Raw genomic sequence first — 23,076 nt, forward strand, 5'->3', positions numbered from 1 at the left:
TTTATGTGCGCTGGAGTTGCGCCTGGCATGGCGAGTGTATTTGATTAAGAGATCAAATGATGAATGACGAATGAGTTTGAGGAGATTTTATAAATTCTGGAACTATCTGTGCCGTGTTGTTACTACAGTGTTTTTAGCCAGATTTTAACTACTTCCCGAACTAACGAAGCGGGGCACCTAGGGCTCTTCATAATGAAAATCGATAAAAAAGACGCGTTATACAAATCGCCCCAAATGGATCGCCCGGTGGGCGAACAGGAATCCTCCATCATTCAGCAGGCCGAGCCGCCCGCTGCGCGCGCGCAGAATGTGCAGCCGGTTAGTGACACGAAGCTTATCCTGAATCCCGAACTAGGTTCGGTTCTCAAGGAACGTCTCTTTTATCACTATGCAGCGCTGGCTCCTGAGTTGCGATATCAGCTTCACTTTGTAAGTAAGAGCACTAATGAGCTGATGAAACGCCGGGCGATAGATTATGGCGATACTTTTATCAATTCGGCACAAGAATTACAAACGCTGCATACGAATTCTCACTGGAGTGCCAGACGCCATATCACGCTGTCGGGGGAGGGATTTTCCGTTGACGACATGTATTTATTGCCGAGAGATCTTGAGTCGCTGAACATGCGAGAGCTGGTGTCATCCGGTGATGAGGACAAGCAAAAACTGGAGCTCGTAATTGCAGCGCTAAAGCGCTGCCCGGGCCTGGAGAAAATCGTATTGCCACGATTTGTTCCAGGCGATGAAAAATCGGAATGGCAGACGTTGTCGTTGCCGGAAACGCTGTCTGCATTTGAAGCGGATGCTCGATATTTCTCTTTGAATTTTACTGTTCTTGATAAATGTGCCAAATTAAATGAACTTGTCTGGCTCAATTCGAGAGGGGCGAATATCGAGAAATTAAAAAAATTCGCCAGGCTAGAGAAATTAAATCTCTGCTCAATTGATGTTGCCAGGGGTGAAAAACTGGATCTGGATAAACTGAAAGCCTTGGGGTGTTTAAATATTCTAGAGCTGGATTTGATAAATTGTGCGTTTGGTAACAGGGATGTATTAAATATTTTGCCGACATTCTGGCCAAAACTTCAAACGCTTGGTATAGGGCTGTTGCCAGAAAATGAAAGTTCAATGACCAATTTTTTGGGCCACGAAAATTTGCAGTTTTTTAAAGAATTAACGACGCTGAAGTTGCGGTACATAAATTATATGGATAATGATATTTCTGAATATACGCCAAAAGTTGTTAATCTTGAGTTGCAAGATGGTCGAATGGGTACTTTTTGTTTTGATAAAAAGAGCCAATTGCGCAGCCTGGATTTATCTGGGTTTGATCATAAGTATCTGAGATTTTCAGCTTTGATAAGCGATCTTAAAGAGTATAAAAAAACATTGCAGAAGTTAAAAATGAATTGGGAGAAATTTAGCCCGGAGGAAATCGGCAAAATTAAAAAAGAATTAGAGGGTTCAGCCTGCGTCTGCGTGGGTTTGTCATAATCGCCACGTTGCCTTTTGCTGCCGCTCACAAATCATTGATTGTGACCGGCAGTCGAAGGGCAAAAAGCATGACGCCATGGGTTGATTAGCGATTTTTCGAATATGTTGCGAATAAATAGCTCAATCAAGCGGCGCGGCGATTAATGGTTGCCAAGAGGTTGACAATGGGTTGCCAAGATTCGCTGCCAGAAAAATCTGAGCTTTTAAATCCCGCTTAACCAGAAGCACCAGACATTCTGGTTAAGCAAACCCCCTCGCCGTCACTGCCCCCCTTGATTTGCTACAATCGCGGCTCTTTTCTCCGAGGAGCGCTGCGACGGGGCATCCCGCCAGGCTCGGAGGCATTCAATCGGAAGGTCTGGCATGTGTGGCACTGCATCCCGGCTTATCGCTTCGAACGGCGCTCACGTCAGATTCCTGGTTAATTTAAAAGGAGGGCGTGATGAACGCCGTAGCTCAATCTACTCAAGATGCAAAAGATTTCGTCGTTGCCGATATGGCGCTGGCTGCGTGGGGTCGTAAAGAACTCAACATCGCCGAAACCGAAATGCCGGGCCTCGTGCAGGTGCGTGACGAATACAAAGCACAACAGCCGCTGAAAGGCGCACGCATTGCCGGCTCGTTGCACATGACGATCCAGACCGGCGTGCTGATCGAAACACTCAAGGCATTGGGCGCTGACGTGCGTTGGGCCTCATGCAACATCTTCTCGACTCAGGATCACGCCGCCGCCGCCATCGCGCACAGCGGCACACCGGTCTTTGCCTTCAAGGGCGAGTCGCTGGACGAATACTGGGAGTTCTCCCACCGCATTTTCGAATGGCCGAACGGCGAGTTCGCCAACATGATTCTCGATGACGGCGGCGATGCCACGTTATTGCTGATCCTCGGTGCCAAGGCTGAAAAAGACCGCTCGGTGCTGGCCAAACCCACCAACGAAGAAGAAGTCGCGCTGTATCAATCCATCGCGCGCCATCTGGACGCTGACCCAGTGTGGTATTCGACCCGCCTGAAGCACATCAAGGGCGTCACCGAAGAAACCACTACAGGCGTGCACCGTCTGTACCAGATGGAAAAAGACGGCCGTCTGCCGTTCCCGGCATTCAACGTGAATGATTCGGTTACCAAATCAAAGTTCGACAATCTGTATGGCTGTCGCGAGTCGCTGGTAGATGGCATCAAACGTGCCACTGACGTGATGATCGCGGGCAAGATCGCGGTGGTCGCAGGCTATGGCGATGTGGGCAAGGGCTGCGCGCAATCACTGCGGGGCCTCGGCGCGACGGTGTGGGTCACGGAGATCGACCCGATTTGCGCGCTGCAGGCAGCGATGGAAGGCTATCGCGTGGTGACGATGGAATACGCGGCGGACAAGGCCGATATCTTCGTCACTGCCACCGGCAACTTCCACGTGATCGGCCACGATCACATGAAAGCGATGCGTCACAACGCGATCGTGTGCAACATCGGCCACTTCGATTCCGAAATCGACATCGCTTCGACCCGCCAGTACGAGTGGGAAAACATCAAGCCGCAAGTCGATCACATCATCTTCCCGGATGGCAAGCGCGTGATTCTGCTGGCCGAAGGCCGCCTGGTGAACCTGGGTTGCGCGACGGGCCATCCGTCGTTCGTGATGTCGAATTCGTTCACCAACCAGACGCTCGCGCAAATCGAGTTGTTCACGCGTGGCAACCAGTACGAAAACAAGGTGTATGTGCTGCCTAAGCAACTGGACGAGAAGGTGGCGCGCCTGCATCTGGCACGCATCGGCGCGAACCTGACGGTGCTGTCCGACGAACAGGCTGGCTACATCGGCGTGGACCGCAATGGTCCGTTCAAGCCAGAGCACTATCGTTATTAAGCGTTGCGCGCTACGCGATGACATGAGCCGTGGGCTGCGCGGGGGATCTGTTTTCAGATACGTCCGCGCAGCCCACGGTGGCGTTCTGGGTTCAAGCCGAACCTTCATTCCATGGGGATTTACATAATGGTTATCGTGCTGGGCTGGCTGCTTAACGCCGTGGCATTGCTGGCGATCACGCATATCGTGCCGTCAATCCACATTCGCAACTTTGGCACCGCGGTGCTTGTCGCTATCGTGCTGGGGCTGATTAATACCGCGATCCGGCCGGTATTGTTTGCCTTGGAATTTCCGGTCACCTTGCTGACGCTCGGGCTCTTCGTTCTGGTCGTAAATGCGCTGTGCTTCTGGCTGTGTGCTTCGCTGCTGAAGGGTTTCGAAGTCTCAGGGTTCTGGTCTGCGTTCTTCGGCTCGCTGCTATTTAGCTTTGTTTCGTGGGTGCTGAGTGCGCTGATTCTTGGCGACCGCACGTTGAACTGATACCGGCGGCTTCTTTTTGGCTCACTGACTCATGAATCCGATCGAACTTTCATTCGAATTTTTCCCACCGAAAACCCAGGAAGGCGTGGAAAAGCTGCGTGCCACGCGCGCACAACTTGCCCGCCTGAAGCCGAAATTTGTTTCGGTCACCTTTGGTGCTGGTGGCTCGACCCAACAGGGCACACTCGATGCAGTGGTCGAAATGACGCAAGAGGGCCTGCAGGCGGCCCCTCACCTGTCATGCATCGGTTCTTCCAAAGAGAGCCTGCGCGCCATTCTCAACGAGTACCGCACGCATGGCATCCGGCATATCGTCGCGCTGCGTGGTGATTTGCCCTCCGGCATGGGCGAGGTGGGCGAGCTGCGTTACGCGTCCGAGCTGGTGAGTTTTATACGTGCCGAATTTGGCGACTGGTTCTGGATCGAGGTCGCTGGTTATCCGGAATATCACCCTCAGGCACGCTCCCCCCGCGATGACATGCAGAACTTCGTGCGCAAGGTGAAGGCGGGGGCGAATTCGGTTATCACGCAGTATTTTTTCAACGCGGATGCGTACTTCCGTTTTGTCGATGACGCTCGCAAGCTGGGCGTCGAGGTGCCGATCGTGCCTGGCATCATGCCGATCACCAATTTCTCGCAACTGATGCGTTTCTCGGAGATGTGCGGCGCGGAAGTGCCGCGCTGGGTTGCGCGCCGGCTGGAGGGGTTTGGTGACGACCGCGAAGCGATTCGCGCGTTTGGCCTTGATGTGGTGACAGGCCTGTGCCAGCGGCTCATCGACGCGCGGGTGCCGGGTCTGCATTTCTACACGCTGAATGGCGCGGCGGCGACCCGGACGATTTGCGAGCGTCTTGGTGTGACGCTTGCGGCTTGATGGACGATATGCGTTAGCGCCAGGTGAGCGTGCCTCTGGCGTACTCATCGGCGCTCTCATCACCCGGTGTGGCGGGCTGCCCACCGCTGCATCTGAAGCTGAATCAGGCAAAGGCAGAAAAAACAGAACACGACGCTGGCGCGTCGCCGCGCTGATGGCCGGGACAGTCTGCAATACGGAATTTCGTCTGCTTGTTGCGCTGGAGCAAGCTCAAGTAATATCGCGCTACGCTGGCGTCAGCCAGTCTGAATAAAGGGGGAAACATGAAACAAAATAATAGGTTGCGCACCATCAGAAGCACCGCATTGGGTGCACTTGCAGCATCGTTGCTTAGTGTCAGCCTGGCTCAGGCGCAGATTCCCAACAAGACACTGGTTTATTGTTCCGAAGGCAGTCCTGCTGGTTTTGATCCGGCGCAATACACAACCAGTACTGATTTCACCGCGAATACTTTCACCGTCTATAACCGCCTGGTTGAGTTCGAGCGCGGCGGCACCAAGGTCGAACCCGGTCTGGCAGAGAAATGGGATATTTCGGCCGACGGTAAGACCTACACCTTCCATCTACGCCACGGCGTCAAGTTTCAAACCACCTCATTTTTCAAGCCTGCGCGCGAATTCACCGCTGACGACGTGATCTTCACGTTCCAGCGCATGCTGGACAGCAACCAGCCGTTTCGCAAGGCCTATCCGGTGCAGTTCCCGTATTTCACCGATATGGGCCTCGACAAGCTGATTACCAAAGTCGAAAAAACTGATCCGTATACCGTCGTATTCACGCTCAAAGAAGTCAACGCACCGTTTATCCAGAATCTGGCCATGGAATACGCGTCGATTCTTTCGGCTGAATATGCCGATCAATTACTGAAAGCGGGCAAGGCCGCCGATATCAACCAGAAACCGGTAGGCACCGGGCCGTTTATCTTCCGCAGCTATACGAAGGACGCGACGATTCGTTTCGATGGCAATCCCGAGTACTGGAAGCCAGGTGCGGTCAAGCTGTCGAAGCTGATCTTCTCGATCACGCCTGATCCTGGCGTGCGCGTGCAAAAACTCAAACGCGACGAATGCCAGGTGATGAGCTATCCGCGTCCGGCCGATATCGCACCGTTGAAGGCGGACGCCAAAATTGCGATGCCGTCGCAGCCAGGCTTTAACCTGGGCTATCTGTCATACAACGTGACACACAAGCCGGTGGACAAGCTTGAAGTGCGTCAGGCGCTCGATATGGCGATCAACAAGAAGGCCATTATTGATTCGGTCTACCAGGGCGCAGGCCAGGCCGCGACGAATCCGATGCCGCCGACCCAGTGGTCTTATGACAAAAATCTGAAGAGTGCCAGCTACGACCCGGCCAAAGCTAAAGCGCTGCTGGCCAAGGCCGGTTTTCCGAATGGCTTTGATATCTCGCTGTGGGCGATGCCGGTGCAGCGCGCGTACAACCCCAATGCCCGCCTGATGGCGGAAATGATCCAGGCCGACTGGGCCAAGATCGGTGTGCGGGCGAAGATCGTCACCTATGAATGGGGTGAGTACATCAAACGGGCTCACGCTGGCGAGGACGACGCCATGCTGATCGGCTGGACCGGCGATAACGGCGATCCGGACAACTGGCTGGGCACGCTGCTGGGCTGCGACGCGATGAATGGCAACAACTTCTCGAAGTGGTGCCACAAGCCGTTCGATACGCTGGTGCAAAAGGGCCGGGAAACCTCCGATCAGGCGCAGCGCACGAAGTTTTATATCGAAGCGCAGCAAATCTTCGCCCAGCAACTGCCGTTCTCACCCATCGCGCATTCCACGGTGTATCAGCCGGTCAGCAAAAAAGTCACTGACATGCGCATCGAGCCGCTTGGCTATGCCCGTTTTGATGGTGTTGGCCTGCAATAGCGGCAATAGCTGCAACAGCACGCAAAGCGCATAGCCGGTTTGCAGCCGTGTCTGCATGCTGCGCTTGCCGCTTCTTTTCGCGGTGCTGAAAAGCACGGCGAAATAGTCCGGCGACCGGGGTCACAAGCTCCCGTCGCCGGTTGCATTTTTCCTCTTGAGACCATAGGGGCGAGCGATGTTCCGCTTCGTTTTGCGCCGCATTGGCATGGTGATTCCAACCTTCATTGGCATCACGATCCTGGCCTTTGCACTGATTCACCTGATTCCTGGCGACCCTATCGAAGTGATGATGGGCGAGCGTGGTGTCGATCCGGCGATGCATGCCGAAGCGATGCGCCGCCTCGGGCTCGACGAGCCTTTGCCGATGCAATACCTGCATTACGTTGGTCACGCGTTGCGCGGCAATCTGGGCGTGTCGATCATCACCAACACCACGGTGATGGAAGAGTTTCTCGCACGTTTTCCCGCCACGGTTGAGCTGTCGCTCTGCGCGATGCTGTTCGCGCTGCTGCTCGGCGTGCCAGCCGGGGTGTTCGCCGCGTTGCGGCGTGGCACGGCGGTCGATCATGGCGTGATGGGCACCGCGCTCACGGGTTATTCGATGCCGATTTTCTGGTGGGGGCTGATTCTCATCATGGTGTTTTCCGCGAAGCTGGGCTGGACTCCGGTGTCCGGGCGCATCGCGGTTGAATACGATCTTGAGCACACCACGGGCTTCATGCTGATTGATGCGTTGCTGTCTGGTGAAGAAGGTGCGTTTCGTTCGGCGCTGAGCCATCTGATCTTGCCCGCGATTGTGCTGGGGACGATTCCATTAGCGGTGGTGGCGCGCATGACGCGCTCAGCCATGCTCGAAGTGCTGCGCGAGGACTACATCCGCACGGCGCGCGCCAAAGGTTTGTCTCCGGCGCGCGTGATCGTCGTGCATGGGTTGCGCAATGCGCTGATTCCCGTCGTGACCGTGATTGGCCTGCAAGTCGGCACGCTGCTCGCGGGCGCGGTGCTGACCGAAACCTTGTTCTCCTGGCCGGGCATCGGCAAATGGCTGATCGACGCGATTGGCCGGCGCGATTATCCGGTGGTGCAGGGCGGCATTCTGATGATCGCCACGCTGGTCATCGTCGTGAATCTGGTCGTTGATTTGCTGTATGGCGTGCTGAACCCACGCATCCGGCATACGAGGTAAGCCGATGACTCTCTTCTTTCCGTTGATTCCGTTGATTCTGGCTGGCCGCTTGAGGGAGGGCCGCGCATGAGCTCCGAGATCCAAAGTCCAGTGCCTCAGGTGCCGGTTGCGAGCAGTGCTGGTGGGCTGGCGCTGCGCGAATTCTGGACGAATTTTTCGCGTAACCGAGGGGCTGTCGGCGCGGGGCTGGTCGTGCTGTTGCTGATCCTGGTTGCGTTGAGCGCACCGCTGATCGCCCCACATAGCCCGATTGAGCAGTACCGCGATTTCGTCAAGATTCCGCCCGCCTGGCTTGATGGCGGTAATTGGCAGTTCATTCTTGGCACCGACGAAGCGGGCCGCGACATTCTTTCTCGTCTGATGTACGGCGCACGGCTGTCGTTCTGGATTGGCTTTGTCTCGGTGGTGCTGGCGCTGTTGCCCGGCATCGTGCTGGGCCTGATTGCTGCATTTTTCGAGCGCTGGGCGGACACACCGATCATGCGCGTGATGGATGTGCTGCTGGCGTTGCCTTCGCTGTTGCTGGCGGTGGCGGTGGTGGCGATTATCGGCCCTGGTTTGATGAACACGATGTTCGCCATTGCGATCGTCGCGCTGCCGGGTTATGTCAGGCTCACCCGCGCTTCCGCGCTGGGCGAGCTGCAAAAAGAGTACGTGATGGCTTCGCGCGTGGCGGGCGCGGGCACGCTGCGGCTGATGTTTTCGCAGGTGCTGCCCAACTGCACCGCGCCGCTGATCGTGCAGGCGACTCTTGGGTTTTCGTCGGCGATTCTCGATGCTGCGGCGCTAGGTTTTCTCGGCCTTGGTGTGCAGCCGCCTTCGGCTGAGTGGGGAGCGATGCTCGCATCGGCGCGTGATTACATCGACAGCGCCTGGTGGATCGTCACCATGCCGGGCCTTTCGATCCTGATCTCGGTGCTGGCGATCAACCTGCTCGGTGATGGGTTGCGTGATGCATTGGACCCCAAACTAAAACGGATGGCCTGACATGAGCAATTTATTGACCATCCGTAATCTGGCGGTGAACTTCGATGGCCTGCCTGCGGTTGACCGTCTCAACCTGGAGGTCGCCCCTGGCGAAGTGGTCGGCGTGGTGGGCGAATCGGGCTCGGGCAAGAGCGTGACGATGATGGCGCTGATGGGCCTGATCGACGCGCCAGGCAAGGTCAGCGCGGATGAGATCACGTTTAACGGCCAGAACTTGCTAAAGGCCTCTGCCAAGGCGCGTCGCAAGGTCATTGGCAAAGACATTGCGATGGTGTTCCAGGACGCGTTGAGCAGCCTGAACCCAAGCTACACGGTGGGCTATCAGATCAAGGAAGTGCTAAAGCTGCATGAGGGCTTGCGCGGCGACGCGCTGCAACGGCGCACGCTGGAGCTGCTCGATCAGGTTGGCATTCCCGATGCGAAAAACCGGATCGCCTCATTTCCGCATCAGATGTCGGGCGGCATGAACCAGCGCGTGATGATTGCGATGGCGGTGGCCTGCAATCCCCGGCTGCTGATCGCAGACGAGCCGACCACGGCACTCGATGTGACGATCCAGGCGCAGATCATGGAGTTGCTGGTGACGCTGCAAAAAGAGCACGGCATGGCGCTGGTGCTGATCTCGCATGATCTGGCGGTGGTGTCGGAAGTCGCGCAGCGCGTGGCGGTGATGTATGCCGGCGAAGTGATCGAAATCAACCGGGTGCCAGCGATTTTCGCTGCGCCACATCATCCGTATACCGAAGCCCTGCTAGCCGCGATTCCAGAGCACAACGCCGGGGCGAAACGGCTGTCGGCGTTGCCGGGGATGGTGCCCGGGCGCGATGACCGCCCCGCTGGCTGCCTGTTTGCGCCGCGCTGCAAGTATCGGGTGGATGACTGCCTGAAGGCGCGGCCCGCGCTAGAGGCTGTGCCGTTCCACGATGAAGCGGCGCTCGCGCGTTGCATTAAACCGCTGAACCTGCACGGCGACGCAAATCTTTATGGCGGAGGCCCACGATGAGCGCAGTCTTCGAACCTCGGCGCGACACGCCCCCGGGTGCTGCTCCTGTGCTGATCGCTGAGCAGTTGGTCAAACATTACCCGGTGCGGCGTGGCCTCTTTGCACACGGCGCGGTGAAGGCGTTGAATGGCGTGTCGTTTTCGCTGGCATCCGGCAAGACGCTCGCCGTGGTGGGCGAATCCGGTTGCGGCAAATCCACGCTGGCGCGCCAACTGACGATGATCGAAACGCCCACGGCGGGCCGCTTGCTGATCGACGGCGACGACGTGGCGGGAGCCAGCAAAGCGCAAATTGCAGCGCTACGCCGCCGGGTGCAAATGGTGTTTCAAAACCCGTTTGCTTCGCTGAACCCACGCAAGACCGTCGAGCAGACACTGGCGGAACCGCTGGCCATCAACACTGACGCGAGTGCTAGCGAGCGCAGCGAACGGATCGCGCTGATGATGCGCACGGTAGGGCTGCGGCCCGAGCACGCCAAACGTTATCCGCATATGTTTTCGGGCGGCCAGCGGCAGCGCGTGGCGATTGCCCGGGCGATGATTCTTGAGCCACAGATTGTTGTCGCGGACGAACCGGTATCGGCGCTCGATGTGTCGATCCAGGCGCAGATTCTGAATTTGTTCATGGATCTGCAAGAGCAGTTCAAAACCAGCTATGTGTTCATTTCGCACAATTTGTCGGTGGTGGAGCACATCGCCGATGACGTGATGGTGATGTACTTCGGCAGCGTGGTGGAGCTGGGCGAGCGCCAGACGATCTTCGCCCGGCCACGTCATCCGTACACCCGGGCGCTGATGTCGGCCACACCGTCGATTTTCGAAGCGGACCGGCGCATTCAGATTCGTTTGCAGGGCGAGTTGCCGTCGCCGCTGAATCCGCCTTCGGGCTGCACTTTTCATCAACGCTGCCCGTATGCGGTTGAGCGTTGCCGTAGTGAAGAGCCGCATTTGCGTGCGGTGGATGGCCGCCAGGTAGCGTGCCATCGTGCAGAGGAGGTGGGGGAGCGGGATGCCTGAAATATGGGCGGCGCGATTTCGTGCGTGCCGCCCGCGTTGGGATGGCACAGAGGCGGGGGCTAGTGCCAATGGCAGTGCCAGTGCCAGTGCCAGTGCCAGTGCCAATGCCAGTGCCAATGCCAGTGCCAATGCCAGTGCCAATGGCATGCATGGCCTGGCTGCCCAAAGGTGCAGGCCGATGCGCTCGGCGCTGCGGCGCAGATACCGGCCGTGGTGGCCCGTGGCGCTGGGCGTGCTGATGCTGCAACTGCCCGCTCAACTGCCTGCTTACGCCGATTCCACCGCCGCCGCGCTCAATGCCCGCGCGACGCCGGGCAGAGCCGCAGGCGCAGCGGTTGTCAGGCAGGCCGTGGCTACTGCCTCCAACTCCCGTGTTGTTGTGCCCGCCTCGCTTCCCGTCACACCAGTGCCGCGTGCGACGCTGCCAGGTTTTCATTCCCCGCCCGCTAATCCTGCTACGACCGCGAGCGGCACCGTCCGGGTGCAACCTGCCCGCATGCCGTTTTATGTCGCTACCCGCGGCACGACCACGCTCTACTTGCTGGGCACGCTGCACGCGGCTGCCCCGACTGATTACCTGCCCAACCAGATTTTTCGCCGCCCGATTCTCGGGGCGCTCTCTGCGTCACGCACGCTGGCGCTGGAGTTATCACCGGATGATTTGCTGGTCTCCCAGGACGATGTGTCGAAGTACGGCGTTTGTCCTCGTGACTGCCTGCCGGGGCTTTTGCCTGAGCCACTCTGGCGCAGGTTGTCGGCCCGTTTGCGGGGCAATCCGGCGGCGCTCGATGCGATTCGCCGGATGCGGCCGTGGCTCGCCGCGCTGGTGGTTGAAACCTATGATTCGCTGAGTGCAGGCTTGCAAACCGAATACGGCACGGAAGCCCAGTTGCAGAACGTCTATCTGGCTACGCGCGGCAAGATTGTCGGGCTGGAAACGCTGGCGGAGCAGATGCGCGCTTTCACCGGTTTGACCTTGGCGCAGCAGCGCGAAATGCTGGCACAGGATCTGGTGCAGACGCCTGCGGCCAACGTGGCTGATGTAAAGACCTTGCATCGGCTATGGCGAGTGGGCGACGCCGACGCCATTGCCGCATGGGAAGCCGCGAAGTCGGAGCAACTGGCGCGCACCCCGGCGCTGGCAGCCGCCATTAACCGCAAGATCGTGTTTGAACGCAACCGCCGTTTCGTGACGCGCATGCTGCTGCTCGCCGGGCCGGACAAGCCTGTGTTCGTGGCGATAGGCGCGCTGCATCTGGGCGGGCGCAAAGGCGTGCTGCAACTGCTGCGCCAGCGGGGGTTTGTGGTGGAGGCTGGGTGAAAAGCCTCGACGCCTCGGGCGGATCCGGTGGCTTGCCCGTCGAGCATCGTTTCAAGCCTGTGTTCGTGGCGATAGGCGCACTGCATCTGGGAAGGCGTAAAGGCGTGCTGCAATTCTGCTGCGCCAGCGGGTGGTGGTGGAGGCAGGGTGAAAGGCGGTGAGGTCATGAGGCCTCGGGCGGATCCGGTGGCTTGCCCGTCGAGCATCGTTTCAAGCCTGTGTTCGTGGCGATAGGCGCACTGCATCTGGGAAGGCGCAAAGGCGTGCTGCAATTGCTGCGCCAGCGGGTGGTGGTGGAGGCAGGGTGAAAGGCGGTGAGGTCATGAGGCCTCGGGCGGATCCGGTGGCTTGCCCGTCGAGCATCGTTTCAAGCCTGTGTTCGTGGCGATAGGCGCGCTGCATCTGGGAAGGCGCAAAGGCGTGCTGCAATTGCTGCGCCAGCGGGTGGTGGTGGAGGCAGGGTGAAAGGCCATGAGGCCTCGACGCATCGAGGCCTCACAAGGATCAGGTGGCTTGCTCGTCGAGCATCGTTTGCAACGCAGTGCCGACTTCGGTGGTCACCGTTTGCCAGTCGGCGTGCGTGGTCTGGCGGAAGAGCCGTGCGGTGGGATACCACGGCGAATCGCTGCGATGTTCGAGCCAGCGCCAGTCAGCGCCGACCGGTAGCAGGACCCACACGGGCTTGCCCAGAGCACCGGCTAGGTGGGCGACGCCGGTGTCTATCGCTAGCACCAGGTCGAGGTTCATGATGAGCGCAGCCGTATCAGAGAAATTATGTAGATCGGCGCTGAAATCTATTGGGCGCAGCGAGGCGGGGAGGGTGTCGATCTGCGCCTGGGCGGGGCCCTTTTGCAGTGAAAACCAGGCCACCTGAGTGTTGGCCAGCAACGGCTCAAATGCGCTGAGCGTCATCATCCGGCTCGGCACGCCTTTATCGCTACCGCGCCACACCAGCCCAACCTTGCAGCGCTTGTGCTGTGCCGCGGCTTCTACCCGGGGCTTCCAGGCGGCGATTTTCACTGGATCAGTGAAGAGGTATGGCACCTCGGCCGGGATGGTGGAGAGCTCGGTGCCGACGTAAGACGGGATGTCCATTAGCCGTACCCAGAAATCGTAGTGGTTACCGTCTTGCGGTATGTCGCTCCACACGCGTGTCAGGCCTGGCACGCTCCGGGCGATTTCGAGCAGCGGCTCGCGTACACAGGCGTCGACCTGTGCACCACGCTGTTCAAGCAGACGCGCGTAACGCAGAAACTGAAAATGGTCGCCAAAGCCCTGCTCTCCGGCGATGAGCAGGCGGCGTCCCGCAAGCGGCTCACCTTCCCATTTGGGGATGCCTTCGGCAGAGATGTCGGAGTAATCGCAAGGACGCCAGCGCTTCGCGTATTCGCGCCATCCCTGGCGATAGTCACCGCGCTTCAGGTAGAGCCAGGCCAGATTTTGTCGCGCGTCGGGCTGTTCGGGCTCGATGGCCAGCGCCTGGTGATAAAGCGCTTCTTCGTCGTCGTGAGCGCCTAGCATGCCGCGCACCGCACCGAGGCAGACCAGATGAGCTGGGCTGGGATCAAGCGCGATCGCCTGGCGGTAATGCTGCTCGGCTTCGTGGTAAGCCCCTTGATGGCCCAGCACGGTACCCAGATTGACGAGCGCCTGGGTGAAGCCCGGCTGGAGTTCGATGGCGCGCTGGAAACTGGCGATGGCCGCTTCGGTATCGCCTTTGGCTTTGAGCATGTTGCCGTAGCCGAAGTGGCTCTCAGCGGCTTTGGGGGCGAGGGCGAGCAGGGCCTTGTAACAGTGCTGTGCCTCGTCATACCGCTTGAGGCGGGTCAGCGCCTGGCCCAGGTTGTGCCAGGCGCTGGTGTGCGACGGCTCGAACGAGAGGGCCTGACGGTAATGGTCAAGCGCTGCGTCGGTTTGCTGGCGGTTTTGCAGCAGGATGCCGAGGTTGTTATGGGCATCGGCGTAATCGGGGCGCAGCGCCAGTGCGGCGTGATAGCAGTGCAGTGCTGTGTCGGGGTCGTTGAGGGCGCAGGCAACCAGGCCACGGTTACTGAAACATTCCGCCCCGAGGGGGTTGAGCCGAAGCGCTTGATCGAGCAGTGTGGCCGCAGCCTGATGCGCGCCGCGCTGGTGTTCGAGCACGCCGTAGTAATGCAGTGCGTCAGTGTGGCTGGGTGCCTGAGCGAGTGTTTGCTGGTAAAGCGTCGCGGCTAGAGCGTGTGCGCCATCCTGATGAGCTTTGAAGGCGGCGCTGAACAATGCTTCGGTAGAGGCTTCTGGCGTGGGCTGGATGGTTTGCATGTTGCGTGCCGGACCGTGTCACGCCGGGTATGCACGGGCGCGGCGCGAACCAGTTCAGAAAGGGGAATCGGGAAGATTAGCGGTAGATGAGCGGAAATTCGATCAGATAGTTCTGAAGTTGACGCCAGAGTGTGCTGACAAGGGAGGGCTGCTGCATCGTGAATCTGTTTGGAGGCTCATGCGGCGCTTCGTCCGTTGCCGATGGTTTTGCCGTGGGCTTTCCGCGCTAGCACGCAGGAGAGGGATGGGTGGGGTAGCGGGGGAGGCGGCGGGAATGTAGCGGGGGGAGACGGCGGGAGGACGGCAAGAAAAGGGCAAGAAAAGGGTGAGAAGAGGGTGAGAAGAGGGTGAGAAGAGGGTGAGAAGAGGGCGGGAAGGTAGTAGAAAGAAAGCAAGAAGACTGCAAGAAGACGGCAAGAAGACGGCAAGAAGACGGCAAGAAGACGGCAAGAAGACGGAAAGAAGAAAGCAAGAAGGCAGCAAAAAGACGCTAGCGGAAATGGCTGAAAAACGGAGCACAGGCTTATCAGAAACGGCAAAGCGCGCAGGCCCATCACCTGATCCGGAGGCCTCGCTCTCGCCCCCCGTCCTCGCCGTGCGCTACAAGCTCAGCTATGAACCAGCCCCGCCGCATGAATTTCAATCCCTTCCTGCTCCAGCGCACGGCGAATTCGCCGTGCGAACGCCAGTGCGTGCGGGCCGTCGCCATGCAGGCAAATCGTCTGAGCATTCAGGGTTAGCCACTGGCCTTCAATCGTTTGCACTCGCTGATCGCGCGCCATCGAGAGCGTGCGTTTGAGCACCATCTCTTCATCGTCGAGCAGCGCGCCCGGTTCATTCCGCGGCACCAGCGAGCCATCGGCACGGTAGGCGCGATCGGCAAAGACTTCTTCGACCGCATGCAGGCCAACCTCGCGTGCGGCTCGCACGAGGCCACTGCGCGCGAGCGCAAACACTGCCACCGATGGATCAAAGTCGTGGACCGCCGCGACAATCGCGCGGGCTACCTGAGGGTCACGCGCGGCCTGGTTGTAGAGCGCGCCGTGTGGTTTGACGTGCGCGATGCGCCCGCCTTCGGCCTGAGCGATGGCCGAGAGTGCGCCAAGCTGGTACAGCACGCCCGCATAGATCTCATTGGGCGGCAATTGCATTTCCTTGCGGCCGAAGTTCTCCGGGTCGTTAAAACTGGGATGGGCCCCGATGGCAACGCCTTTGGCCACCGCCCAGCGCACGCAGTTATGCATCGCATTGGCCCCGCCCGCATGCCAGCCACACGCGATGCTGGCCGAGCTGACGAGTTCCAGCAGCGCTTCGTCAGAGCCGCAGCCTTCGCCGAGGTCGGCGTTCAAATCTATTTCCATCTCTTTCTCCTGCCTGCTGCTATTTGCGTTTGTTGTTTGCTGCTTATTGCTTGCCGCGACCTGCGACCTGTGACTTGCCACCTGCGACCTGTGACTTGTGACTTGTGACTTGTGACTTGTGACTTGCCACTTGCCACCTGCCACCTGCCACCTGCCACCTGCGATCCGCCTCCAGATCCGTCAGGCGGTGACAGATGCCGCGCGTGCGAGATCCCGCTGCCGGTGATGTGCGATTGCGGCGTCGATCTGCTTTAAATAACGTTGGGTTTCGCGCAAAGCCTCCAGCGCTTCATCGGGTGTGGCGGGAATAAACCGGATGTGCCGGTTGAGCCGCACCTGAGCCAGCTTCCATAGATCCGCCTGAATGACCGCGCCGATCTTGGGATAGCCACCGGTGGTTTGCGCATCGCTCATCAAGATGATGGGCTGGCCATTGGGCGGCACCTGGATCGTGCCAGGCAGCACGGCATGAGAAAGCAGCTCGTGCTGGCTGCTGGACTGCAGTGCCTGTCCTTCGAGCCGGTAGCCCATGCGGTTGCTGTTCGCGGTGACGAGCCATTCGTCAGACCAGAACGTGTGTTTGGCTTCCCGCGTGAAATGACTGTATTCCGGGCAAATCAGCACGCGAAATTCGACGGCCGACGCGCTGCCTGCTGCCGCTGACCAGATATGCCGTAAAGGTTCTTGCTGGCGCGTGAAATTGCACCAGCCGGGGGCTTTGATGCCAAAGGCCGGGGCTTCGGGGCTGAAGCCGTTAATACAGGCCTGCGCTCCGGGGGAGCCCACAGGCAGCCGGTCGCCATCGCGCAGCGCGCGGCCGCCGAGGCCGCCAAAGCCCGCTGCCAGATCGGTGCTGCGCGACCCCAGCACCGGCAGCACGTCAATGCCGCCCGCCACGCACAAATAGCTGCGCATGCCATAGCGTGCAGCAGGCAACACGAGTTCTTGCCCGGCTTGCACGGGCTGGCTCCACCACGCGTAGACCGGTTTGCCATCAAGCGTCGCGCCGAATTCCGCACCCGTGAGCGCGATCCGCGTGGCGCGCAGAAAGCGCAGCACGATCGGCCCGACCGTCATTTCCAGGCCCGCCGTGCCAGGCCGGTTGCCGACCAGGCGATTGCCGACTTCGAGTGCTAGCGCATCGAGCGCACCGCTTTGCGCGACGCCCTCATGCCGGTAACCGTGACGGCCGCTGTCCTGGACGGAGCTCAGCAAACCTGAACGTATGACGTCGATCATGTGACGACCCCTGCGACACTGAAGCGCACCCGGTCGCCTGGCTGTAGCAGCGCGGCTGGGGTGCGGGAAGGTTCAAACAGTGCGAGTGCGGTGCGGCCGAGCAATTGCCAGCCGCCTGGCGAGGCGGTGGGATAGATGCCGGTCTGAGCCCCGCCGATGCCAACCGAGCCGGGGGCGACTTGCAGCCGGGGCACGGCCCGGCGCGGCGTATGCAACGCGGCATCGAGTCCGCCGAGATAGGCAAAGCCTGGCTGAAAGCCCACGAAGAACACCATGTATTCGGCCTGGCTATGGCGCTCGATGACCTCTGCGGCACTGAACCCGGTATGGCTAGCGATGGCCGCCAGATCAGGCCCATCCGCGCCGCCGTAATGCACCGGGATGTCGACCGTGCGTCCCGCAGCGGGTTCGGCGGTGCTGCCGGCGGCGTGCCATGCAGCCCGTAGTTGCTCGCTTAGCGCGGCGCTGTCGGCTTGCAGCGGATCGAAGACGAGCGTCAGGTTATTCATGCCCGGCACCACCTCCTGTACATGCGGCCAGTTGTGCGCCGCCTGGGCCACGGCCCAGATCCGCCGTTGGCGCAGGAGCGTCGCGGGCGGCGGCAGCTCGCAAACCAGGGCGGTGTCACCGAAAGGGAAGATACGTGGCTGAATCATGATGAGTGGTGCGAGCAGAGCGGAACAGCAGGTTACGGGTCAGGACACCGGGAAGGCCCGGTGCGCCAGTATGTACGATGCATCAGAGATTCTCGACAAATCATTCTTTTTCCGGGCTGGTGATTTTTCCCGGAATACCGTGAGCCGGGTGCGACGTACACTGCCTGGCATTGCCCGTCTTTCTGGAGAGCTTTGGCATGAGGAGTTCGTCAACCCGGTTTGTTTCTTCGAATCACCTTGTTTCCGATGTGAGTGCAGAACTGTCCGAGCTTGAATACGGGCTCATCATGGCGGGCAATGCCTTTAATCGCTGGATGATGCGCTGCATGCTTGCCGCTGGTTGCAAGGACATGACGGCTATCGAGGTTTCGCTGCTCCATCACGTCGGTCACCGGGAGCGCCATAAGGGCTTGGCCGATATCTGTTTCGTGCTGAATATCGAAGACACGCATATCGCTTCTTATGCGCTCAAAAAGTTAGTAACAAGAGGCTATGTAAAAAGCGAAAAAATCGGCAAAGAAGTGCTTTTTTCGACGACCGCAGCGGGGCGCACCTTATGCCTGAAGTACCGGGAGGTGAGGGAGAACTGCCTGATTGGGGTGCTGCGCGAAAGCGGCCTGACCAACGAGCAGATTGGCGTGGCGGCGCAAATGCTGCGCCACGCCTCGGGTTTGTACGACACAGCGGCGCGGGCCGCTGCTTCGCTTTAGCAGGGGTTAGCGCTGCGCCGTGTGCCAGCCGGTTTCGGTGAGCACGGAGTCGAGCGGGATGTCGTGCGGCTGCCGGGGGAGCTGGGTGAGGCGTCCACTTTCGTAGGCGAGGCCAATCGTGAGCGGCCGGGTGTCACCCGGCCAGGCCGCCAGCGTGCGGTCATAAAAACCGCCGCCATAGCCAAGCCGGTAACCGGCGGTATCGAAGCCCACGCACGGCACAAATAACAGGTCAGGTATGACAGGCTGGCCCGAGGTTGGCTCGGGAATGTCGTGATAGCCTGGCCGCATGACCATATCGGGCGTCCACCGATGAAATTTCAGCGGTGCCCGGTGGGCTTCGATCACTGGCAAGCCGATCCGCCGCTCAGGATCGAGCGCAAGCCAGATGGCGAGTGCCCCGCGTAAATTAAATTCGCCAGAAAGCGGCCAGTAAGCTCCTACGCATGACGGAGTAAAACGCTTTAACGCATCAAGTACATGACGGTTTAGCGCGGCGTTGCAGAGAGGGTCGGTAGCGCTTTGCTGGCGTGCTTTCAGCAGGGCTTGACGCAGGACTGTTTTCGATTCCGGCAGGGGGTTGCATGCTATGCTTGGGTCCACTTCGTACTCCAGAAACAATGATGTCAAATCGCCTTGTCCGAGTATATCGCGCGGCTGGCCGGACACTTGCCGTGGCGTTACTCGCCGGGTGCAATGTGTCGCTGGCCGGCGCGCAGCCGGTGCCTGTTTTTACCCCCTCCAATGACGATCAAACCTTCATCCAGCTACGTGAAGCCTCACGTAAGAACGATGCGGCGCGGGCGGCTCAACTGGCGGCCCTGATCCCTGGTTATCCGGCTCCTTCCTATCTGGAGTATTTCCAGCTCAAGCCACAGCTTTTCGATGCACAGGGCAAGGCGCGGGCCGATGCGCCGGACGAGCAGATTCTTGCCTTTCTGAAAAAGTACGACGGGCAGGCCATTGCTGACCGCATGCGCAACGACTATCTGCTGGTGCTGGGTGCTCGCCGCGACTGGCGCAATTTTGAGCCGCAGTATGCCCGCTTCGTGCTTGATGACGACACCCAGGTGAAATGCTATGCACTTGAAGCGCGTGCCGCGCGCGGCGAGAACGTAGCGGACGCAGCCCGGGCGCTGCTGGTCGAGCCGCGCAAGTTTGGTGATGGCTGCATTGATCTGGTGTCGTCGCTGGCTGCCAGCCAGCAGTTTTCCAGCGACGATGTCTGGCAGCAGATTCGCCTCGCCTACGAACAGAACCAAACCACCACCGGCCGCAAGCTGGTTGACGCGCTTGGCGCGCAGAGCCCGGACCCGGCGTTGCTGAATCAGGCGGTTAGCACGCCGCCGCTGGTGCTGACGCGGGGCGTTGGCCCAGATACTCCGTCGCATCAACTGGCCTTGCTGGCAGTCGCCCGCATGGCGCGTAACGATCCAGCGCTCGCCGCCACCACATTTGCCACGGTTGCCCCATCGCTGAGCGCGGCAGAGCGCGCCACAGGCTGGGGCACGATTGGCTATCAGGCAGCCGTTAAACAAATGCCGGGTGCGGTCGACTGGTATCGCCTGTCGGCTAACGGCGCGCTGTCCAGTGCGGCTTACGAATGGCGCACCCGGATGGCACTGGTTGCGGGCGACTGGGCGATGGTGCGCTGGTCGATCGAGCAGATGCCCGCCACGCTGCGCAACCAGCCTGCCTGGATCTACTGGCATGCTCGCGCGCTGAAGCAAGGTGGCGACAGCGCGCAGGCTAACCAGGAGTTCGCCCAGATCGCCCAGGGCTTTAACTTCTATGGCCAGTTGGCCGCAGAAGAGCTTGGCCAGAAAATCACCGTTCCAGCCAAAACAACCGTGACCGACGCAGAGGTCCAGCAAGCTGGCATGACGCCGGGCCTCGCGCTGGCGCAACGGTTTTATCAACTGAATTTACGGCTGGAAGGCAACCGCGAATGGAACTGGCCGCTGCGCAGCATGAGCGACCGCGAATTGCTTGCCACTGCCGAATACGCCCGCCGCATCCAGCTCTTGGACCGTGCGGTCAATACAGCGGATAAAACCAAAGTCGAACACGATTTCTCGCTGCGTTATCTGTCGCCGTTCCGCGAGATTGTCGAGCGCGATTCGCAATCCAATGGTCTCGATGTCGAATGGGCATATGGGCTGATTCGCCAGGAGTCGCGTTTCATCCTGAACGCACGTTCGGAAGTGGGTGCCAGCGGCCTGATGCAACTCATGCCGGGCACGGCTCAGCTGGTCGCCAAAAAAATCGGCATGGGGCCGGTGTCGCGGGCGCAGATGAACGACCTCAACACTAATATCTTGCTGGGCACCAACTATCTGGCGATGGTCTATAACCAGTTCGATGGCTCTCCGGTGCTGGCCACTGCCGGTTACAACGCAGGCCCAGGGCGGCCTCGCGCCTGGCGCAAAATGTTGCCCGGGCCGGTTGAAGGCGCGATTTTCGCTGAATCCATTCCGTTCCAGGAAACCCGCGATTACGTGAAAAATGTGCTGTCCAACACGGTGTATTACGCGGTTCTGTTCGAAGGCCGCCCGCAATCGCTGAAAGAACGTTTGGGTTACATCACGCCGTAACGTAAGCACTACCTGTAGCCACGCGCGCTCGCCGCGCGTGGCTACAGGGCCGAAATGAAATGCTTCAAACCGTTTCAGTCTCAAGTTTCTTCCCGCAGCACGTTTTGCCATAAGTGCCAGCCCGCTACGCGATGACCCGGCATCTCCGGCCCCCCTCCTGACTTTCCCCCGACTCCTGACAGGCCAATCATGAAACTCGTTATCGGTGACAAGAACTATTCGTCTTGGTCGATGCGCGCATGGCTGCTGTTCAAGCACTTCGATCTGCCATTCGAAGAGATCCCCATCGAACTGCATGAAGCGCATTCGAAAGACGCCATCCTCGCGTATTCGCCATCCGGCCGGGTGCCGTGTCTGCTGGGTGATGACGGCCTGCACGTGTGGGATTCGCTGGCGATTGCCGAAACGCTTGCTGAACGCTTCCCGCAGCATGCGCTGTGGCCACGCGATGCACGGCAACGTGGCCACGCGCGCAGCATTAGCGCTGAAATGCATTCAGGCTTCACCGATCTGCGCGCCAATATGTGGATGGATATTCGCGGTGCGTTTCCGGGGCAGGGCGCGACGCCTGGCGCGCTGGCGGATATCAGCCGTATCGACGCGATCTGGTGCGCCTGCCTTGACGAACATGGCGGCCCGTTTCTATTCGGTGAGTTCGGAATTGCAGATGCGATGTATGCACCCGTAGTGATGCGCTTCAATACCTGGCAGCCCGCGCTATCCGCCACGGCTGCGGCTTACGCCAGGCGGATTACCGCCTTGCCCGCTGTCGCCGCATGGATCAGCGATGCGCAACGCGAGTCGCACCATCTTTCTCACGACGATATCGGCGTATGAATATCTATGCCGTAGGTGGCGCGATCCGCGATGAGCTGCTGGGCGTACCGGTGAAAGATCTGGATTACGTCGTGGTCGGCGCCACGCCGGAGCAAATGGTCGCGCAGGGCTACCGGCCGGTGGGCAAGGATTTTCCGGTGTTTTTGCATCCGCAGACGCACGCCGAATATGCGTTGGCGCGCACTGAACGCAAGACCGCAGCGGGCTACCACGGCTTCCAGTTTTTTTACGCACCGGACGTGACGCTCGAAGAAGATCTCGCGCGGCGCGATCTGACGGTGAATGCGATGGCCCGGGAGGTTCGGCCGGATGGTGTGCTGACTGGCCCGGTGATTGATCCATTCCACGGTCAGGCCGATCTGGCGGCGCGGGTGTTTCGCCATGTTGGCGAGGCCTTTCTCGAAGATCCGGTGCGGATTTTGCGTGTGGCGCGGTTTGCTGCGCGCTTTGACGATTTCAGCGTGGCCCCTGAAACCATGGCGCTGATGCAGCGCATGACGGCCGCAGGCGAGGTGGATGCGCTCGTGGCCGAGCGCGTGTGGCAAGAGGTCTCGCGTGGGCTGATGGAAAAAAAGCCTTCGCGGATGTTCGCGGTGCTGCGCGAGTGCGGCGCGCTAGCGCGGGTGCTGCCCGAAGTCGATGCGCTGTTTGGCGTGCCGCAGCGCGCTGACTATCACCCGGAAGTCGATACCGGTGTGCACGTGATGATGGTGATCGATCACGCGGCGGCGCGCGGCTATGCGTTGCCGGTGCGCTTTGCCGCGCTGACGCACGATCTGGGTAAGGCCACGACTCCAGCGGATATCCTGCCGCGCCACATTGGCCACGAAGCGCGCAGCGTCGATCTGCTCAAACCGATGTGCGAGCGCTTGCGCGTGCCGAACGAGTGCCGTGATCTGGCGCTGCTGGTAGCGCGTGAGCACGGCAATATTCATCGCGTCGCGGGCACGGGTGCGGCAGGGCTGGTGCGTTTATTCGAGCGTTGTGACGCGCTGCGCAAGCCCGCCCGCTTTGCTGAAGCGCTGCAGGCCTGCGAAGCGGATGCGCGCGGGCGGCTCGGATTTGAAACGGGTGAGTATCCTCAGGCCGAGCGCTTGCGGGTGGCGCTGGTGGCCGCGCGCGGTGTGGACGCGGGGGCCGTGGCGCAAGCCTTTGCGGCGCGGCCGGAATTGATCCGTGAGGCGGTGCATCGGGCGCGGGTCAAGGCGGTTGCGGATGCGCTGGGCGAAGAAGCCAGGCCAGACGAGCCGCCTGCGACGTAAAT

The 23,076-nt window shown here is 59.9% G+C and carries 19 protein-coding genes and 1 riboswitch; of the genes, 14 read left to right on the forward strand and 5 right to left on the reverse strand.

The window, feature by feature from the left end:
- Window positions 1-192: 192 nt before the first annotated feature.
- From GH656_RS01950 to GH656_RS01995, 10 genes are all read left to right on the forward strand, one after another.
- The gene (locus GH656_RS01950) at window positions 193-1,494 is read left to right on the forward strand and encodes a hypothetical protein (RefSeq protein WP_153074347.1); all 1,302 of its coding nucleotides are present in this window, start codon (window positions 193-195) and stop codon (window positions 1,492-1,494) included.
- A gap of 297 nt (window positions 1,495-1,791) precedes the next feature.
- A riboswitch (S-adenosyl-L-homocysteine riboswitch) is annotated at window positions 1,792-1,907 on the forward strand.
- A 29-nt stretch (window positions 1,908-1,936) separates the two neighbouring features.
- Window positions 1,937-3,358 (forward strand): adenosylhomocysteinase, encoded by a 1,422-nt coding sequence (gene ahcY / locus GH656_RS01955; protein WP_153074348.1) that lies wholly within the window; start codon window positions 1,937-1,939, stop codon window positions 3,356-3,358.
- 126 nt (window positions 3,359-3,484) lie between these two features.
- Window positions 3,485-3,838, forward strand: a complete 354-nt coding sequence (locus GH656_RS01960; protein ID WP_153076513.1) for a phage holin family protein — start codon at window positions 3,485-3,487, stop codon at window positions 3,836-3,838.
- 31 nt (window positions 3,839-3,869) lie between these two features.
- The gene (gene metF, locus GH656_RS01965; RefSeq protein WP_153074349.1) at window positions 3,870-4,712 is read left to right on the forward strand and encodes a methylenetetrahydrofolate reductase [NAD(P)H]; all 843 of its coding nucleotides are present in this window, start codon (window positions 3,870-3,872) and stop codon (window positions 4,710-4,712) included.
- Between the two features lie 263 nt (window positions 4,713-4,975).
- Window positions 4,976-6,601, forward strand: a complete 1,626-nt coding sequence (locus GH656_RS01970) for an ABC transporter substrate-binding protein (RefSeq protein WP_153074350.1) — start codon at window positions 4,976-4,978, stop codon at window positions 6,599-6,601.
- A gap of 175 nt (window positions 6,602-6,776) precedes the next feature.
- The gene (locus GH656_RS01975; RefSeq protein ID WP_153074351.1) at window positions 6,777-7,787 is read left to right on the forward strand and encodes an ABC transporter permease subunit; all 1,011 of its coding nucleotides are present in this window, start codon (window positions 6,777-6,779) and stop codon (window positions 7,785-7,787) included.
- A 66-nt stretch (window positions 7,788-7,853) separates the two neighbouring features.
- On the forward strand, window positions 7,854-8,774 hold the full coding sequence (locus GH656_RS01980) for an ABC transporter permease subunit (RefSeq protein WP_153074352.1): 921 nt from the start codon (window positions 7,854-7,856) through the stop codon (window positions 8,772-8,774).
- 1 nt (window position 8,775) lies between these two features.
- Complete coding sequence (locus GH656_RS01985) at window positions 8,776-9,777, forward strand: ABC transporter ATP-binding protein (protein WP_153074353.1); 1,002 nt, start codon at window positions 8,776-8,778, stop codon at window positions 9,775-9,777.
- Entirely contained in the window at window positions 9,774-10,793 is a 1,020-nt protein-coding gene (locus tag GH656_RS01990) for a peptide ABC transporter ATP-binding protein (protein ID WP_153074354.1), read from the forward strand. The genes GH656_RS01985 and GH656_RS01990 overlap by 4 nt, the downstream gene beginning before the upstream one ends.
- Window positions 10,786-12,114: a TraB/GumN family protein gene (locus GH656_RS01995; RefSeq protein WP_246184184.1), complete on the forward strand. Its 1,329-nt coding sequence runs from the start codon at window positions 10,786-10,788 to the stop codon at window positions 12,112-12,114. Before GH656_RS01990 ends, GH656_RS01995 begins: the two co-directional genes overlap by 8 nt.
- A gap of 504 nt (window positions 12,115-12,618) precedes the next feature.
- On the opposite strand, the gene GH656_RS02000 is transcribed toward GH656_RS01995, so the two are convergent.
- From GH656_RS02000 to pxpB, 4 genes are all read right to left on the reverse strand, one after another.
- Window positions 12,619-14,415 carry a tetratricopeptide repeat protein gene (locus GH656_RS02000; RefSeq protein WP_153074355.1) on the reverse strand — a complete coding sequence of 599 codons (1,797 nt, stop codon included), beginning with the start codon at window positions 14,413-14,415 and terminating at the stop codon, window positions 12,619-12,621.
- 608 nt (window positions 14,416-15,023) lie between these two features.
- The gene (gene pxpA, locus GH656_RS02005) at window positions 15,024-15,776 is read right to left on the reverse strand and encodes a 5-oxoprolinase subunit PxpA (protein ID WP_153074356.1); all 753 of its coding nucleotides are present in this window, start codon (window positions 15,774-15,776) and stop codon (window positions 15,024-15,026) included.
- A gap of 180 nt (window positions 15,777-15,956) precedes the next feature.
- A complete protein-coding gene (locus tag GH656_RS02010) occupies window positions 15,957-17,015 on the reverse strand; it encodes a 5-oxoprolinase subunit C family protein (protein WP_153074357.1) in 1,059 nt (352 codons plus the stop codon).
- Window positions 17,012-17,671, reverse strand: a complete 660-nt coding sequence (pxpB, locus tag GH656_RS02015) for a 5-oxoprolinase subunit PxpB (protein WP_153074358.1) — start codon at window positions 17,669-17,671, stop codon at window positions 17,012-17,014. The genes GH656_RS02010 and pxpB overlap by 4 nt, the downstream gene beginning before the upstream one ends.
- A 197-nt stretch (window positions 17,672-17,868) precedes the next feature.
- Here pxpB and GH656_RS02020 point away from each other — a divergent pair, with 197 nt between their 5' ends.
- Window positions 17,869-18,381 carry a winged helix DNA-binding protein gene (locus tag GH656_RS02020; protein WP_153074359.1) on the forward strand — a complete coding sequence of 171 codons (513 nt, stop codon included), beginning with the start codon at window positions 17,869-17,871 and terminating at the stop codon, window positions 18,379-18,381.
- 6 nt (window positions 18,382-18,387) lie between these two features.
- Here GH656_RS02020 and GH656_RS02025 read toward each other — a convergent pair whose 3' ends face one another.
- Window positions 18,388-18,984 (reverse strand): 5-formyltetrahydrofolate cyclo-ligase, encoded by a 597-nt coding sequence (locus GH656_RS02025; RefSeq protein WP_246184185.1) that lies wholly within the window; start codon window positions 18,982-18,984, stop codon window positions 18,388-18,390.
- A gap of 20 nt (window positions 18,985-19,004) precedes the next feature.
- On the opposite strand from GH656_RS02025, the gene GH656_RS02030 reads away from it, so the two are divergent.
- From GH656_RS02030 to GH656_RS02040, 3 genes are all read left to right on the forward strand, one after another.
- On the forward strand, window positions 19,005-20,975 hold the full coding sequence (locus GH656_RS02030; protein ID WP_153076516.1) for a transglycosylase SLT domain-containing protein: 1,971 nt from the start codon (window positions 19,005-19,007) through the stop codon (window positions 20,973-20,975).
- A 189-nt stretch (window positions 20,976-21,164) separates the two neighbouring features.
- Window positions 21,165-21,812 (forward strand): glutathione S-transferase family protein, encoded by a 648-nt coding sequence (locus tag GH656_RS02035; protein WP_153074360.1) that lies wholly within the window; start codon window positions 21,165-21,167, stop codon window positions 21,810-21,812.
- Window positions 21,809-23,074 carry a multifunctional CCA addition/repair protein gene (locus tag GH656_RS02040; RefSeq protein ID WP_153074361.1) on the forward strand — a complete coding sequence of 422 codons (1,266 nt, stop codon included), beginning with the start codon at window positions 21,809-21,811 and terminating at the stop codon, window positions 23,072-23,074. Before GH656_RS02035 ends, GH656_RS02040 begins: the two co-directional genes overlap by 4 nt.
- Window positions 23,075-23,076 lie beyond the last annotated feature (2 nt).

The sequence above is a fragment of the Paraburkholderia bonniea genome (genome assembly GCF_009455625.1).
GTDB classification, from domain to species: Bacteria; Pseudomonadota; Gammaproteobacteria; order Burkholderiales; family Burkholderiaceae; genus Paraburkholderia; species Paraburkholderia bonniea.